Genomic DNA, 16,016 nt, shown 5'->3' on the forward strand with positions numbered 1-16,016 from the left:
TAGTAGGGTGGAAAACAAGCGACCGAATCGCGCCCGCTGTCTGCCGAAGCGGCCGGGCGCTTCTTGAGCCGAATGGGATCTAGAGCGCGCGAGCGGGATCAATAGGATGGGAACCAATCGATCCGCATAAAAGGAGGCTAAGCACATGGGAACGCAACATCTATGGGCCGGTCAAGACCGCTTTTTTGTCGGGTGCAACTATTGGGCGTCCCACGCCGGCACGGCCATGTGGTCGGACTGGCGGCCGGACGTCGTCGAACGCGATTTGAAACTGCTGGCGGAGCAGGGGTTGGAGGTGCTTCGGGTGTTCCCGCTATGGCCGGATTTCCAGCCGATCGCGACGCTGTACGGTGGGCACGGCCATGCGATGGACGTGCGGTTCGGCGAGCGGAAGCTGCCGGACGACGAATCGGGGCGTTTCGGTCTCTCGCGGGAGGCGCTGAACAAATTCCGGACGTTCGCCGATCTCGCCGCGCGGCACGGACTGAAGCTCATCGTCGGCCTCGTCACCGGCTGGATGAGCGGCAGGCTGTTCGTGCCGCCCGCGCTGCAGGGCCGCAACGTGCTGACGGACCCGCTGGCGATCCAATGGCAGGTTCGATTCATCAAAGGCTTCATCAGGCAAATGATCGACCATCCGGCGATCGTCGCCTGGGATCTCGGGAACGAATGCAACGCGATGGGGCCGGTCGCGTCGAGCGAAGAAGCTTATGTCTGGACGGCTGCCCTCTCCGGCGCGGTAAAGTCCGCGGACCCCGGCAGACCGCTCATCTCCGGCATGCACGGCCTGTCGCCTACGGGCAACTGGCGCATGCAGGACCAAGGGGAGCTGACGGATATTCTCACCACGCATCCGTATCCCTACTGGACGCCCTACGTCGATTACGATCCGATCACGACGATCCGTCCGCAGCTGCACGCGACCGCGGAGAGCTTGTACTACGCACAGATCGGAGGCAAGCCTTGCTTCGCCGAAGAGATCGGCACGATGGGGCCGATGGTATCCGGCGAGGCGGAAGCGGCTGCGTTCCTGCGCGGCAGCATGCTGAGCCTCTGGGCGCACGGGTGCCACGGCCTGCTCTGGTGGTGTTCGTTCGATCAGACGCGCCTCGCTCACGCGCCCTATGATTCGAATGCGTGCGAAGGCGAGCTCGGTCTCGTCACGGAGCAGGGACGCGTCAAGCCCGCGCTGCAGGAGATGGGCCGGCTGGGCCGCGCCATCGGCCGGCTGCCCGAGCTGCCGGCTAGGCGAACGGAGGCGGTCTGCATCCTCAATACGTCGCAAGAGCATTGGCCCGTCGCTTATGGCGCTTTCATCCTTGCCAAGCAAGCCGGCTTCGATCTGGACTACCGCTTCGAGGATCAGCCGATCCCGGATGCGAAGCTCCTCCTGCTCCCTTGCCTCAGCGGGACGAGGGGCATCCCGAAGCAGCGGTGGCAAGAGATCCTGGGCCGCGTTCGGGCGGGGGCCGATCTGTACATCTCCATCGAGGACGGCTACTTCCTGGAGTTCGAGCAGACGACGGGCCTCCAAGTGAGCGCCCGCAGCCGCCGGACGGACGAAGCCGTCGTGACGCTCCGAGGCGCGGAAGATACGGCTGGCTTCCGGCTGGCCGGCGCGTTCAAGTGGGCGGTGCGCGCCGTGGATGCGGAGGTGCTGGCGACGGAAGCGGACGGCAACCCGGTGTTCACCGTGTCGACCTACGGCCAAGGTCGGATCTTCTTCCTCTCGCTGCCGCTGGAGCTCGATCTGATCCGCCGGCCGGGCGCCTGCTACGATCCGGAGACATTCCCGTATTGGAAAATCTATCGGGATCTCTCCCGCCGCGCCCGCTCGGACCGCGCCATTCGCGCCTCCCACCCGCTTGTCGGCATCACCGAGCACGACGAAGGCGCGGACGCCCGGATCGCGGTCATCGTCAACTACTCGGACCAGCCGGCTACGATGGACCTGCTGCTCTCCGAGGATTGGTCGTACGAGGACTGTCTATATGGCGAAGTCCGGCGGGCAGCCGTTCCGGCTTGCGCGCTTGCCGCGAACGACGGCGCGGTCGTCCGGCTGCGCAGGCGGTGAACAGGGACGACGGTTTAGCGCCTGTGCGACGGCACGTTCGTCTCGCGCGAATGCGTGAACAAGCGGCGGCGGGGCGGGACCCAAGCCGGCTTCCTCGCGGCACCGAGCTGTAACGATACTTACTATCGTTACAGCGCCAGATCGCACCGGCGATGCTCCTGTAACGATACTTTCTATCGTTACGGCGACCGTTTGCTTCTTTAGCCGCTCGAAATAAAACAATTCAACCTCCATCTCCGCTAACGACGCGGGGGATGGAGGTTGATTATTTGCCATTGTTATAACCAGCGCAGGAACGTACCTTCCCGAATCTCGACGCCCCGGCTCGTCGCCCAGCGAATGAGCGCTTTGCGGTCCTCGAGATCGACGATCCGCAGACACAGCGTCGTCGGCGCGATCCGGCGGCCTTCCGGTACGATGCCGAAAAGGTCGCGGTCCATCCGGATGACCCGAATGCGATCCGGTCGCAGCGCGGCGCCGTTCGCCGTCAGCGTGTCAGCTCCTATCTGCAGCCGGGGTCGGCCCAGCCGACGCCTAAGGAACAAATAGATCAGGGTGCCGCCGCAGAGGAGCATCCACGTGCCGTAGACCGGCCACAAGCCGCTGCCGGCCCCGCCGCGCAGCAGCGCATATACGGCATACAGCGTCAAAAAAGCGAATCCGGACATCTGCTTGATCCCCATCGGATATTGAACCGCCAAGCGGCGCTCCATCGTCCCTCTGCCCGACATCGCGATCTCCGTCCTTCCGCTTCCGCTAGAATGCTTGTCCATGCTCCATCCTATGCGGGACGGGCCCGGATTATTCGTTCGCGGCGGTCGGCGAGGGCGCCCAGCCGTAGCTCTCGAACCAGAGCGACCGGTCTTCGCGGAGGACGGCGGCGCGAACGTACGGCACCATCTCCTCGGGCAGCGCGTCGACCGGGTACCAGCGCAGTTCCTCGCACTTGTGCGGCTCCATGTTCGCGATCACCCCGCTCCACATCCGTACCTTCAGGTAAAAGTCGATCCATTCGGTTTGCCCGTTTCGCCGGTGCATGACGCCCGTCACTTCAAGGTCCGCCGGCGCGATCACGACGCCCGCCTCCTCCTTGGCCTCCCGGATCGCGGCGGCGATCACTTCCTCCCGCCCGTCGATCCGGCCGGCCACGACGCTCCACAGCCCGTCCGCGAAGCCGGTGTTCTGCCGCTTCAGCAGCAGCGTCTCGCGGTCTTCGTCCCGGTAGAACAACAGATGTACGGAACCGTAGAATATCGGATTGCGCATACGTTTCTCTCTCCCCTATCCATCCATCAGAATAGCTCATCCAGCAGGATGTAGTAGTCGACCTTCTCGCGATCCAGCTCCGCCAAGCCATAGGACGCCGCGAATAGTTCCGCGTACGCGTCCGATCCGAAGTTGTGCCGGAGACTGCGAATGGCTAGCGCGATATCCTGGTACCGGTCGGCCACGCCCGCTCTCCCCAGATCGATCATGCCCGACAGTACACCCTCGGAGATGATCAGGTTGGGCATGCAGTAATCGCCGTGCGCGAAGACCAGGTCCTCCGTCGCCGGCCGGTCCCGGAGCAGTTGGGCGTAGATATCGTCCGGCGTGCGGCCGGCGTTCTCCGCTTCCACGTCGTCGTCCGCGAGCCCTTCGCGCACGATCCGCCATGCGGCGTACAGCTTCTTCTCCAGCCGCTGATCGAGCGGGCAGTCCCGGATGTCAAGGGCGTGCAGCGCCTTGAGACTCTCGGCATAGAGACGGACCATCGCTTCGGGCTCCGCCAGCAGCTCCGTGTCCGAGCCGTCGCGGCCAGGGAGTTCCGTCATGAGGAGGTAGTCGCAGCCTTCGAAGGTCTCGAAGTGCAGCCCCCGCGGCGCGGGAAATCGGCCCTGCAGCCATCTCAGCGCCTGGGCTTCGGACTGTAGTCCGGCATGCCAGGACGACGGCGCTACCTTCAGATAGGCGGACGCGTTCGTCCCCCCGACGCGATCGACCCGGTAGACGGATGCGCCGGATTGCCCGACTTGGTTCGGCGTCAGGTCGCTGTCCTTCAGCCGTTCCGACAGCTTGGCAGGCAGCTGCAGCCCCTGCGGATCGATCATTGGGGCGGCCTCCTCATGTACGCCTCGCTGTCGCGGACGAAGCCGTACGATTCGTAGAGACCATGCGCGTCCTTCGTCGCCAGCAAACCGGACATACCTTGATGCTCCTCGGCTTCCACGATGAAGGCGACCAGGTTTTTGCCGACGCCCTTCCCGCGCCAGGCCTCGTCCACGAAGACGTCGCAAAGATAGTACATCGTGGCGCCGTCGGTGATGACGCGCGCGAATCCGATCTGCCCCCGGTCCGCTGCGAATACGCCGTAGCATCGCGAATTCGCGATCGACTTCAGCGTCCGCTCCGCCGAGCGTTTGTCGGCCCAATAGCTACGTGAGAGAAAGGCGACGATCGTGTCCTCGTCGAGCCGCCGTTTGTCGTCGCTGATGAAGTAATCCCCGTAATCCGCATGCCGCATCGTCTTGTCCCCCCCAACTCTTTTTCCCATCATAGCCCAGATTCGGCCATTAGGAAACAGGCGAAACGGACGAACGCGCGGCAGCGCGCGGCTAATCCGACAGCCCCCCGAACGGCATGAATACACGCAAAAAGAGAGCCCGTCCGGACTCTCCCACACCGCTTCCTTATCGTTTTAACGTCCGGAACGTTCCTCGCGGGCTTCCTTCCATTCGCCGATGCGGTGCTGCACCTCGCCTTTGGCTTTGTCCCACTTGCCTTCCGCCTGTAGCTTCGGATTGTCGGTCGCGTTGCCCCATTGATCTTTGGCCTCGCCCTTCGCTTTGTTCACGGCGCCTTTGACTTTATCGCTCATGCCATCATTCGCGTGGTTCATGCCGAATCTCTCCTCTCGGATGGGGAATCTCTCGTTCACTCTCTCTTACCCCCGCCGTCCGTTCGGCAATCATGCCGACTGCGGGAACCCCAATCGGAATGGGCGAATACGCTATACGACCCAGCGAAAAAAGGAGTGAAATCAATCGATGGAGGATATCCATTCGATCTGCCGGCAGTTCGGCCAACTGCTCCGGGGCAAGAGCCGGCTGACCCGAGGCGTCTGCTCCGTATCGCTTAACCGGGGCTTTCCGGTTCTCGTACAAGGCCGGCCGAGCGTCTCGGTCGCGTCTGCGGAGGCGCAATTCGAATCGCTCGGTCCGGACGGACGCGCGTTAAATCTGTCCGAGATCGCCCTCTTGCCGGAAGAGGTGCCCGCTTTTACGCAGTCCGTCTCCCGGCAAGGGCTTAACGTGACCGCGCTGCACAACCATTGGCTCTATACCGAGCCCGAACTGCTGTACATCCATCTGCAGTCGGTCGAGCCTCCCCTCCACTTCGCGCAGAAGCTGGCGAACGCCTTCACCGTCTTGCGCACCTACCCGGTCCCGGAGCACGAATAAATGCCGAAGAAGACCATCCTCGACGGATGGTCTTCTGCTTGAGCTAACAATAATAATCCGTGTCTGCGTTAGGCTTGCTTCAGGACGTCATGATCGACGTAACGCTCGCCGTTCAGCTCGCTGAGGACGTTGATCGCCACTTTGGCGCCGTCGCCGGAGGTGATGATCGTATGCACGCTGATGCCCGCCGCCGTACCGGCCGCCCAGATGTTGTCGATGCTCGTCTTGCCTTCCGGCGTGGCATCCACCACCGTCTTGATCCGCGGCTCGGTGCCCGGCTTCGTCCGAACGCCGCTGGCTTCCGCCAAATCCGCGAACAGCCCCGTGGCGAGAATGACATGCTGCGCCTCGTGCGTGCCGTCGTCCGTCTCGATCGTGATGAAGCCGTCGCCGGCCGTCAGACGGGTAACCTTGGCTTGGACGAATTCCGCGCCGAACTTGGCGGCCTGCCGCTTGCCCGTATCCACCAGATCCGGACCGGAGATGCCCTCGACGCCGTAATGGTTCTCGACCCAGGCCCGCTTCGTGATGCTCTGGTCGCTGTCGATGACCAGCGTCTTCTTGCCCGCCTTGGCCGTGAAGATCGCCGCGCTCGCGCCCGCCGGTCCGGCGCCGATAATCGCTACGTCATACATGATACACTTCTCTCCCTTCAGCGATGGATAAGTCCGCTTTCCGCCTTATTATACCATCCGAATGGAGCGTTTCCAAAAAAAAGAAGAACCGCGATAGACGAGGCGATGCGCTCGCCCCGTTCGCATCGGTTTCGACTCGCCCTGCCTAAGTCAACGGGTTTCCTTCAGGCGATCCACCGAGACGGTCTTCGTGTTAATCGGTTTAGGGCCGACCTGCACGGTCGCCATGCCGTTCGCTTCGTCTACGTTCTCGATCCACACCGACTCGCCTTCCAGCTCGACCGCGATCGTATCCGCCGATTCATAAATCTGCTGCGCGCGTTCCGCGTTCATAGCCCGCCGTCCTCCTTCATCGTATGCGTCGTCGTCTCCTCGATAAGGCCGTTATGCTTGGTTACTTGTCCGCCGCCCAAGCCCTCGTTGATCATGCGGTCGATGTCCATGTCGTAGTCTTCCCGGCCTTCGTAGCGCGTATCGCCGTTGTCGAGCTCGGTCATCTTCATGCCTCCGTCCGTATGGGATTGTTCGAGGTCGGATCAGTCCTTTTCAATATGCCCCGGACGGGTTTTTTGCATGCGCGCGGGGCACCCTGACTATAACATCCCTGCGAAAAAGGAGCGGATCCCCGCCATGCATACCGTTTGGAAAGGCGCCATCAGCTTCGGCCTCGTCCACGTGCCCGTGAAGATGTTCACCGCGACCGAGGACAAAGACGTGCATTTAAGGTACATTCACAAACCGTGCGGCACTCCGATCGCGTATACGCGCAGCTGCCCGCATTGCGAGAAAGCCGTGGAGTGGGAAGAGATCTCCCGCGGCTACGAGTACGAGAAAGGGCGCTTCGTGCTGTTCGAGAACGAGGAACTGGAGGCGGTGAAGCCGGAGAATACGCGTACGATTCAAATTCTGGACTTCGTCGCCCTGGAAGAGATCGATCCGATGTTCTATCAGAAGACGTACTATCTGTCGCCCGATCAGGCCGGAGCCGGCGCCTACGGGCTGCTGCTCGAGGCGATGCGCCAGTCCGGGCGGATCGGCATCGCGAAGGTCGCCATCCGCAGCAAGAGCAGCCTGGCCGCGATCCGCTGCGTGGACAATTGCATCTGCATGGAGACGATGTTCTATCCCGACGAGATTCGGGCCATCTCTGCCGTGCCTAATCTGCCGCAGAATCTTCAGGTGAACGACCGGGAGCTGAACATGGCCAAGCTGCTGATCGATCAGCTGTCCACGCCGTTCGAGCCGGAGAAGTACACGGACGATTACCGCATCGCGATGCTCGATGCGATCCAGCGCAAGGTAGCGGGTCAGGGCGTAGACGTCGTAACCGCGCCGGCGGCGGAGCGGACGAACGTCATCGACCTGATGGCGGCGCTCCAGGCGAGCCTCGAGGCCGTCAAGACGCCCGCAAGCGCGATCGCGACGGATCCGGGCGAAGGCGCGGCCAAGAAAAAAAGCGCGCGCGCCAAGAAGACCGAGCCGGCCGCTGCCGCAGGGGGCGAGAGCGGCGCCGCACCGGCCGGGCCGAAGGCGGGGGGCCCGCGCGCCCGCAAGCCGAAGGAGCCTTAAGGTCGACGACACGCTGCTAAATTCAGTTCATCAGGACGCCAGCCATGGCAGCCAGCGTCTTCCTGGTGTTCTTAACAGGGGGCATCTCCGAGCACGACGCCTTTCTGCGTCCCCGCCTGAATGACGCCGCCCGGATCGAGCGTCAAATCCCCCTCATCCCCCGGTACCGGACGATGCACCCGTATCGTTCCCCGGATGCCACGCTCAGCCAATCGTCCGCTTCCGAATACGCCAGACAGGATAAGTAGTGGATATGGGCCCATTCCGTTTCGATGTCCCGCAGCTCGTCATTGTCTTTGATCACGCGAGGCCGGCCCCAATCGACGAACCCGCGGTCTTGCGAGAAATGGAACACGTGGCCGGCGTCCCTTGCCCCGCCGTAGATGCCAAGCACTTCCCTCCCGTTCCGCTTGACGAAGCCGCGAAGCTGTCCGCTCGCATACAGCCGGCCATATACGGTTCGCTGCCGCAAATCCGGCGACAGGGTGAACAGCATGCCGTCATGCGTGCCGAGAACGACCGTCCCGCCTTCCAGCACGGCGCCTCCCGTTAAAGCCGCCCGGAACGCCCTGCCCCGGATCGATGCGGCTTGAACGGACAGCTTCTCCGCTCGCATAAGACCTATATCGTAGACGATGAGTTCGTCGTCGCGGCCGGAGAGCAGGAGTCTCCGATTTTCCAGCCGGACGACGTGCGAATCTTCGGTCGCGAGGCGAATGTTCTCCAGCGGTCTTAACTGACCGCGGTCCGCATAGACGTCCCAGACATACAACGTTCCTTCCCGGTCGCTGGCCAGCAAGTCTCCTCCCCCGCCCTGCGCGTCATGAAGCTTGGTAAGCCGGACACCGTCCGGCACGGGCTTGCAGGAGACGCAATTCCCGTCTTCCAAATCGATGACTGCGAGCCGCCCGTCCGCCGTCAGCACAGCCGCACATCGGTCTCCTGCGTCTATGCACGATACCGGTCCTCCTCCGCCGTAGACGACGGCCATGCGCAGCGGCTCTTCGCCGGCTGCGTCGAAAGCGGTCAAGGTGACCTGCCGATCGCCGCCGATCGCGTACGTCGTCCCCTTCCATGCCCGCATATGCGCCACCGCCGTATCCCGCCAATCCATATGCTGATGAAGCGGCAGCGTGCGAACCGCGTCGGCCTCGATATGCATGAACGCGGCGCGCCCGACGCCGTTCCAGTCCGGCTCGGCGTACGGCGCAAGCGCAAGGCTCGGCGCGTCCTCCTCCGGCGGCCGCAGGCTTTTGACATCGACGGCCACGATATACGGCGAAAACGCCCCGCAAACGTCCACCATGTGTAGCCAACCGTCAGGGCCGAAAATCATTTCGCAAATGTACTGCGAATCCTTCCCGCCCGGCGAGACGAGCCCTAAGTTTTCCGGCAAGCCGCCGTTCAGGATGTCCCATCGGACGAGCCGGATCGGGCAGTAGTCAGCCTCGTACGTTTTCAACCCGTAGTAGAGCACGAATTGCTCGTCGGCCTCGAGTCCTCCGATGCCGTAAGCGTTGGCCAGTCGCTGTTCGGGCAGATGTATCGGACCGTGCCTCGTCACTTCCAGCGTTTCAGGGTGAAGTTCGAGCATTTCCCCGTCCAGGTTGTCCGCGAGGAACAACGTGCTTCTGGGGGAATGCAGCGCGAAGATGAATTGTCTCCGATGCTTGGTTCCGTTCGGCGACCGAAACCGATCCCTCAAATCCTCGATCTCGTCCGTATCCGGATCGTACCGCCACAAACCGCCCGTATAGGAGCTTCCGTACAAACGCCCTTTATCGTCCTTCGCCAAACGGCAGGAAGAAAACTCCGACACCTTTCCGAAGTCCCTCACCTCGTTCGTCTCCAAATCCAGTCTGTAGAAGTGCCCGCGCATGTAGCCCAAAAAATAATAATACCGCGGATCGCGCCCGAGCATGCCCCCGTAGATGCTTTCCCTCGGTACCGGTATGCCTCTCACCTGAACCGCGTTCGTGTCGGGATCGACGATCATCAGGATGGAACCGGGGTATCCTTCCCATGGATGCTCGTAATGCTGCTCGAACATCCATTGCTTGTGGCCGGGAGCCGGCGCCGTGTTGTGGGTGGCCATGATCAGCCTTCCATCCGGCAAAAAATCGATGCTCGTATGGATTTTGCTCGGCGGCATCTGTTCCGGATCGATGATCCAAACCTTCGCCACGTCGAAGATCAGCCGCAATCCGCCCGTCGCCGGATCGTATTCGTACAGCAAAGCGGTAAGCGGCTTTTCGTTTTCTCCGCAAATGCTGAGATAGAACCGGCCGTCGGGCGAGCGCTTGAAGTCCCAAACCGCATTATGCCCCCGCTCGTTCGGCAGCTTCACGAAACGAATGTGCGTCTCCGGGATTCCCGCCCATAGATTGCTTTTCATTCGTCAACCTCCCCTGTGGCATCCAAATCGGCTTCCGCGCGGGCATAGGCGATGGCGAGCTCCGGCGTCTCCAGCTTCCTCCCCGCATGCAGCGACTCCATGGCCAGGTTGATCATCCCGGTGGATAGCAGCGTTCGTTCCATCGGAAACGGCGGTCGCCCGGTCAGGATGAGTCGCTCGATGAAGCGGGTCAACCGCTCGAAATGACCGAATGGCCTTTCGAGGCCGCTGTCGAGTCTCGAGGCCGTCACATGCCCTCTACGGTCGCGGCAGGCAAAGCCCCATTGTTCGATCAGCCGCTGGAATTGAAGGACGTATCCGGTGGTCCCGTTCGCGTATTCATACACGAATAGCGCCGGATCCGGCTCCGCCGTTCTCGGATGAACGAGCGGCAAGCCGGGAAAAGCGCGAAGCGCCGCAAGGAGCAGCTCTTCCGGCCATTCCCCGCGGTCCATCGCCGCCCATGCCTCTCCATGCCTGCCGATTGGCACGGCCATTTCGGCGCCGCCCATCAGTCGCACCGAGCGGATGCCGGTCTCCCCGCCCTTTCTCCGCTCCGCGAGCGACTGCAGCACGTCGGCGGCGTGAAAGCCGTACGCTTCGAGCCCTCCCGAGCTGACGACGAAGATGTCCTTTACGCCGCACAGGACTTCCGGATCGTAAGCCGGAATCGGGTCGGCATGGGGGATCGAAGAGCCGCCCAGAAACGGGATGCCGCGTTTTTTCAGCTGATCGTACATCCACCGGGCGTCGGAGAAATGCCAAGACAAATGCTTATCGGAGAAAATCGGAACCGTCCGTCCCGCCCGATCCAGCGCGGCTAGCGTTTCCTCTAGGAATCGGCGCCTCGGATAAAGCATCTGCCCTTTCTCGTTGACCGGATAATCGCCATGCTCCCCAATGAGTATGACGCCGTCGACCGGTCCCCCGGCGTGCGGGGCAAGCACCGCGTCGCCGATCGTCGCGCAAATCGGGATGCCATGTTCGGCCGCCGCCGCCCGGCTCAAATCGCCTTCAGGCACCTGGTCCGTGTATATCGTCGCCACTTCCACCCGCGGATGATAGCCGAAATCCCCCAGCAGCCGCCCGACGATCATTTCCGCATGGGAATTGTGCCTGTACTCCGTCACGATCGCGGCTACCCGTTTCCGCTCTCCGCCGTATTCGTTCACGAGCCGCCTCCTTCCGTCTCCATCACGCGGACGGTCTCCGGCTCGGAGATCGGATCCCGAGCGTGATGCTCGCGAGAAAATCGTTCGCCGTCATACGTGAAAGCCTCCGTCGACCGTATATAGCGCACCCGTCACATAGGCCGCGGCATCCGACAACAGAAACGCGGCGACTTCGTTGATCTCGTCCGCCCGCCCGCTGCGGCCAAGCCAGCTGTGCCGGCGCATCGCTTCTTTCTCCTGTCCGGATTGCCGAGCCAGCGCTTCGTCCGGCTTGAAATCGCCGGGAACGAGCGCGTTCGCGCGGATGCCGTACGCCGCGTAATCGGCGGCCAGCACGCGCGTCAGCTGGTTGACGCCCGCTTTGGCCGCTCCGTAGGCGAGACAGCCGGGCTGCACGAGCTGGCCGAGAATCGACGACGCATTGACGATCGAGCCCCCGCCGGAGCGGATCAGGAGAGGAAGGGCGTGCTTGCAGACGAGAAAAGTGCTCGTCAGCGTTCCCCGGATCGTCTCGTCCCACTCGGGCAGCGTCAGCTCGAGCGCCGGCTTCCACACGTTCGTATAGACGTTGTGATACGTGCCGTCCAGCCGTTCGAAGCGGCGGTCCAGTTCCGTCATCACGCCCATGACCTCCTCTTCCTCGCATAGATCGGCTTGCCGATAGGCGAACCGCTCCTTCCCGCCTGCCGCCCGGGCCGCCTCCTTCTCCAACGAACCGTCGATCGGCCTGCGGTCGCAGCCGAATACGACGGCTCCCTTCCGAAGGAACATCGTCACGGCGGAACGGCCCGCGGTCCCCAGGCAGCCGGTAACGAGAATGACTTTCCCGTCCAGTGGCTTCAGGCTTTTTCCCCTCCGATCCTTCCTATCTACCGGTAACATCTGATCTCATAGATGGCGGCCGACGGATCGCCGTTCGTCGCCGTAACCGTCACCCGCAGCCGGCCGGCCTGCACCGGCTCCTCCAGCGCGATGATCCGCCTGCGCTGGTAGTTGCCGATCAGCTTGCCGACTTCGATCCAACTGCCGTCGACGCAGACCTCCACCGCGACGTCCTTCGGGCATTGCGGATCGCGATACAGGGCCGGATAGCTCCGATAGTCGCGCAGCAGGTTTCCGGCGAACGTCAGCTCGACAAGCCCGATCGCGACCGGCTCCGCCCATGACAGCTCCAGCCATTGCGGGAGCGGCAAGGATGGATCGGAGCGCCACAGGTTCGTCGACCGGCAAGGCCGGGTTACGCCGCTGAGGACGTTTCCCGCGCCGTAGCAGGCTTGGGCGGGATCGATGCGGAAGCCCATCGTCGCCCCTTGGCCGAAACGGCGCATCTGCCCGTTGCCGAGTTCGGAGGCGCTCACGTGACCCGGCTCCACGGCGCCTGCGGCAATCCAGCGGACATTCGGATTCGCCAGCAAATCCAGCCGGACGTAGCTTCCCTTCCACGCCGCCGTATCCAGGCCGACGGGCCATGCCACCCAGCCCGGGCCTCCCGGCGGCACCTCGAGAACGGCCGCCGCGAGCGGTTCGCCCGGCTCAACCCGATAGTCCCATACATGCCGGACCGCGTAGAGGCGCGCTTCCACGCGCTGCGCCTCTTCCGAATCGTTGCCGAGAAAGACGTCCAACCGCTCGATGCGGTCCGCGCCGACGGCGATCCACTGGCCGCGCCGCTTCGCCAGCGGCTCGGCCGCCGCTGCGGCATCCGACGCTCCCGGTCCGCACTCGGATAGGAGCGCTTCGCTGCTCGCGCGAACGTCCGCCGACCTCGCCATATCGCAAGCGTCCTCGTTTACGACGTTCGGCAGGAAGCAGCCGCTGCGCAATAGCGCCTGCTGCACTTCCCGAACCAGCCGCGCGGGCGCCTCGCGGACGGGGATGCCGGATCGTACGGCCAGCGCGGCCGCCGTGCCGGCCGCCTGGCCCATCAGCGCCGTCGTGCCCATGACGCGCACGGTGCCGAGCGCCGCATGCGTCACGCTAACGTTGCGGCCGGCCATCATCAGGTTGCGTTTCTCTTTGGCGATCAGAATGCGAAGCGGAATGCCATACGGCCCGACATAGCTTCTGGCCATGTACGCGCCGCCGTCATGCCCTTCCTTGGCGGATCTCTCGCTATACGGCGCAAGCAGTCCGCCCGGCTCGTGCAGATCGATAAACCAGCCGCCGTACGCGATCTCGTCGGGAAACATCGTCTTCCGCAGCGGATCGTGCTCGGTCATGAAGTATTCTCCGACGATCCGCCGGCTTTCCCGCTTGCCCGGTACCTGGCCGATCCAGTCGAGCGCGTACGTCTCCGCCTCTTGCTTGAGTCGAGGATCGCGGTTCTTGATCCAGTCCCATACGCCGAGCACGTGCCGCGTCAATTCATGACGCAGCGCTTCGTTGTCGTAAATGGTATGCCACGGCACGGACAGCTCGATCCACCAGTACCCGCTGCGCGGATCGCCCGGCCATCTGCCCTGCTTGTAGAAGAAATCCGGATCGTCGTATCGGACGGCCCAATCCGGCGCCGTGAAAGGAACCGGATAACCGACGTCCTTCGCTTTGAAATGAATCGAGCTGCCCATCACCGCATTGCTGGCCAGCTCCGGAGCATGCGGCTCCCCGAACGCGTCCCGGCTCTCCGTTCCCATTCGCCATTCGCAGCCTGCCATGGCGGCGACGACCCCGTCCCCGGTGCAGTCGATGAACGTCTCGGCCCGTAAGATCAGCACCGTCTCGGCATGGCCGACCCGCGCGATCACGGCTTCTACGGTCCGCTCGTCGCGCATCCGGACGTCCGTCACCGTCGCGTTCATCCGGAACGAGAGCCCCGGCGTCTTCACCGCCATGTCGTACAGCACCAGATCCCAGACGCTGTTGATATAGCCGTTGTCGAAGGTCGGGTTCTCATGGTTGCGCGCCCGCTCCTCGATCAAAAGCTCCGACACGATGCCCGTCTCGCGGGCGTAAGCGTGAAAGCTCGCCGCCCCCTGCGGAGGAACCCGGATCTCCGACGAGCTGTTCCCGCCGAATACCGGGCGGTCCTGTACGAGACAAACCCGCGCGCCGTGGCGGGCCGCGGCGACGGCGGCGCAAAAGCCCGCCAATCCGCCGCCGCAAACGACCACTTCGTAATGCTCCTCGACCGTACGCGGACGACCTCCGGTTTTCCCTTGCGCGATTTCGGGCACACTCATTTCACGTATCCCAGTTCCTTGAGCGCGCTCTCCGCTTCCGCCGTGCGCGCCGTGATGTTGAACTTGGTATTCAGCGTCTTGACGTAATCGTCCCATTGCGTCAGCGGACGCTTCCCGTACATGAATTTGACCAGCTCTTCATATTCGTAGCGGTCGTCGGCGATCGCCCCCTCCGGCAGCGGCACGAAAGAGCTGTACACCGGAATCCGGGGCTGATTCATCGCGAATTCGATATAAGACCCTTGGTTCGCGAATTTGACTTTCAAATAATCCTGCTCGGATCGGCCCGTCAGCTGCTCCTGGTACGCGTAACCCAAATCGCCCATGGCCGGCAGCGCGACGATTGTGCCGTTTTCCATTTTGTAGTGCGTGCCTTCGATGCCGTAATTCACGGTCAATTGGCCTTTACCCGGATCGGTAATGTAATCGAGGTATTCCAGCACTTTGTTCAGCTTGTCGGGCTCTTTTTCCAGCGACTTCGAAATGGCGATCATCCCTTGCACGTTGCCGGCGTCCCAGATCCCCTGGAATTTCCCTCCCGGTCCCGTCAATGCATCCATTTGCACCCAGTCGGCGTTCGGGTTGATGTCCTTCCACACCTTCATTTTCGCGTCCACGCTGATCGACGGCCAGTTGGTCCAGATGATGCCGGCTTGCCCCTTGAACGCTTTGTCGTGCGGATTCTGGTTCGTCAAAACTTCCGGGTCTACGGCTCCTGTCCGGATCAGATCCGCGATATAGCCGATCGCCGTCTTCATGGCCGGTTCCGTCGTCGAGTAGACGGCTTGGTCGTCCTTGATCTGCCAGTTGCCCGGATTCGCCACGCCGAACGCCGTAAAAACGCCGCTGAAAGCCGGGAGATCGGCCCCCGTCAAGCCGAACGTATCCTTTTTGCCGTTGCCGTCCGGGTCTCGTTCCGTGAAGGCGACCAGCACGTTCTTGAACTCTTCGATCGTCTTCGGCATCTGCAGGTTGAGTTTACGGAGCCAATCGGAACGAATCCAGTACGTATGCATCGGGATGGTCGGCCGCTTATCCAGCGCGTAGATTTTCCCTTTGTATTTGCCTTTGTTCAGATCCGTTTCCGTATACGCTTGCTTGACGTTGGGCATCTTGTCGAGATATTGTCCAAGGTCAAGCAGCAGATCTTGATCCGCGAACTGCTTGATCGTCGACTTATTGACCGAGAAAACGTCGGGCGGCGTTCCGCCGGTAATTTTCGCGGTCAGCACCTGATCGTACTCCGTCACGCCGATATTGAAGTCCATCGCCATGTTCAGATCCTTGTTCAACTGCTGGATGATCGGGTCTTTGTCCTGCGGCGGGTTGCCCCCGCCCCCCTGGATGAACACGGTGAACTTCACCGGTTCCTGCCGAACCGGCGCCGAGGCTTCCGGCTGGCCGGGCGAAGACGATGCCGGCGGCTTCGCCGAAGGATTGCCCGAACCTCCCGAACATCCTGCCAGCGTCAAGCATACGCCCGCAAACAGAACCATCCCGGCGCTCCACTTTCGATGCATGGCCAAACTCCCCTTTCGCTTCGTTTTATCCC

Annotated in this window: 16 protein-coding genes; 3 read left to right on the forward strand and 13 right to left on the reverse strand. The window is 62.6% G+C overall.

The genetic code is table 11. From position 1 onward, the window contains the following. Positions 1-145 precede the first annotated feature (145 nt). Positions 146-2,074 carry a glycoside hydrolase 5 family protein gene (locus H7C19_RS13195; protein ID WP_185143119.1) on the forward strand — a complete coding sequence of 643 codons (1,929 nt, stop codon included), beginning with the start codon at positions 146-148 and terminating at the stop codon, positions 2,072-2,074. A gap of 278 nt (positions 2,075-2,352) precedes the next feature. On the opposite strand, the gene H7C19_RS13200 is transcribed toward H7C19_RS13195, so the two are convergent. From H7C19_RS13200 to H7C19_RS13220, 5 genes are all read right to left on the reverse strand, one after another. Next, positions 2,353-2,847: a hypothetical protein gene (locus H7C19_RS13200; protein WP_185143120.1), complete on the reverse strand. Its 495-nt coding sequence runs from the start codon at positions 2,845-2,847 to the stop codon at positions 2,353-2,355. Positions 2,848-2,875: 28 nt separating this feature from the next. After that, entirely contained in the window at positions 2,876-3,340 is a 465-nt protein-coding gene (locus H7C19_RS13205; protein WP_185143121.1) for an NUDIX hydrolase, read from the reverse strand. A 26-nt stretch (positions 3,341-3,366) separates the two neighbouring features. Beyond that, entirely contained in the window at positions 3,367-4,164 is a 798-nt protein-coding gene (locus H7C19_RS13210; RefSeq protein WP_185143122.1) for an APH(3') family aminoglycoside O-phosphotransferase, read from the reverse strand. Next, positions 4,161-4,577 carry a GNAT family N-acetyltransferase gene (locus H7C19_RS13215; protein ID WP_185143123.1) on the reverse strand — a complete coding sequence of 139 codons (417 nt, stop codon included), beginning with the start codon at positions 4,575-4,577 and terminating at the stop codon, positions 4,161-4,163. The genes H7C19_RS13210 and H7C19_RS13215 overlap by 4 nt, the downstream gene beginning before the upstream one ends. Positions 4,578-4,751: 174 nt before the next feature. After that, on the reverse strand, positions 4,752-4,952 hold the full coding sequence (locus H7C19_RS13220) for a CsbD family protein (protein ID WP_185143124.1): 201 nt from the start codon (positions 4,950-4,952) through the stop codon (positions 4,752-4,754). A gap of 148 nt (positions 4,953-5,100) precedes the next feature. Between H7C19_RS13220 and H7C19_RS13225 the strand changes: the two genes are divergently transcribed. After that, on the forward strand, positions 5,101-5,514 hold the full coding sequence (locus H7C19_RS13225) for a DUF1259 domain-containing protein (RefSeq protein WP_185143125.1): 414 nt from the start codon (positions 5,101-5,103) through the stop codon (positions 5,512-5,514). Positions 5,515-5,582: 68 nt separating this feature from the next. On the opposite strand, the gene H7C19_RS13230 is transcribed toward H7C19_RS13225, so the two are convergent. The 3 genes from H7C19_RS13230 to H7C19_RS13240 all read right to left on the reverse strand — a co-directional run bounded on the left by H7C19_RS13230 (position 5,583) and on the right by H7C19_RS13240 (position 6,646). Further along, positions 5,583-6,149 (reverse strand): FAD-dependent oxidoreductase, encoded by a 567-nt coding sequence (locus H7C19_RS13230; protein WP_185143126.1) that lies wholly within the window; start codon positions 6,147-6,149, stop codon positions 5,583-5,585. A gap of 150 nt (positions 6,150-6,299) precedes the next feature. Further along, positions 6,300-6,482 (reverse strand): H-type small acid-soluble spore protein, encoded by a 183-nt coding sequence (locus tag H7C19_RS13235; protein WP_185143127.1) that lies wholly within the window; start codon positions 6,480-6,482, stop codon positions 6,300-6,302. Next, positions 6,479-6,646: a hypothetical protein gene (locus H7C19_RS13240; RefSeq protein ID WP_185143128.1), complete on the reverse strand. Its 168-nt coding sequence runs from the start codon at positions 6,644-6,646 to the stop codon at positions 6,479-6,481. The genes H7C19_RS13235 and H7C19_RS13240 overlap by 4 nt, the downstream gene beginning before the upstream one ends. A gap of 133 nt (positions 6,647-6,779) precedes the next feature. On the opposite strand from H7C19_RS13240, the gene ku reads away from it, so the two are divergent. Continuing rightward, positions 6,780-7,718, forward strand: a complete 939-nt coding sequence (gene ku / locus H7C19_RS13245) for a non-homologous end joining protein Ku (RefSeq protein WP_185143129.1) — start codon at positions 6,780-6,782, stop codon at positions 7,716-7,718. Between the two features lie 142 nt (positions 7,719-7,860). Here ku and H7C19_RS13250 read toward each other — a convergent pair whose 3' ends face one another. The 5 genes from H7C19_RS13250 to H7C19_RS13270 form a co-directional block, all read right to left on the reverse strand. Then, positions 7,861-10,113 (reverse strand): hypothetical protein, encoded by a 2,253-nt coding sequence (locus tag H7C19_RS13250; RefSeq protein ID WP_185143130.1) that lies wholly within the window; start codon positions 10,111-10,113, stop codon positions 7,861-7,863. After that, positions 10,110-11,285 (reverse strand): hypothetical protein, encoded by a 1,176-nt coding sequence (locus tag H7C19_RS13255; protein ID WP_185143131.1) that lies wholly within the window; start codon positions 11,283-11,285, stop codon positions 10,110-10,112. The genes H7C19_RS13250 and H7C19_RS13255 overlap by 4 nt, the downstream gene beginning before the upstream one ends. Before the next feature lie 90 nt (positions 11,286-11,375). Beyond that, complete coding sequence (locus tag H7C19_RS13260; RefSeq protein ID WP_185143132.1) at positions 11,376-12,167, reverse strand: SDR family NAD(P)-dependent oxidoreductase; 792 nt, start codon at positions 12,165-12,167, stop codon at positions 11,376-11,378. Further along, positions 12,155-14,464: an FAD-dependent oxidoreductase gene (locus H7C19_RS13265; protein WP_185143133.1), complete on the reverse strand. Its 2,310-nt coding sequence runs from the start codon at positions 14,462-14,464 to the stop codon at positions 12,155-12,157. The genes H7C19_RS13260 and H7C19_RS13265 overlap by 13 nt, the downstream gene beginning before the upstream one ends. After that, on the reverse strand, positions 14,461-15,984 hold the full coding sequence (locus H7C19_RS13270; protein ID WP_185143134.1) for an extracellular solute-binding protein: 1,524 nt from the start codon (positions 15,982-15,984) through the stop codon (positions 14,461-14,463). The genes H7C19_RS13265 and H7C19_RS13270 overlap by 4 nt, the downstream gene beginning before the upstream one ends. Positions 15,985-16,016 lie beyond the last annotated feature (32 nt).

This window comes from Cohnella nanjingensis, assembly GCF_014212125.1.
In the GTDB taxonomy this organism is placed as follows: domain Bacteria; phylum Bacillota; class Bacilli; order Paenibacillales; family Paenibacillaceae; genus Cohnella; species Cohnella nanjingensis.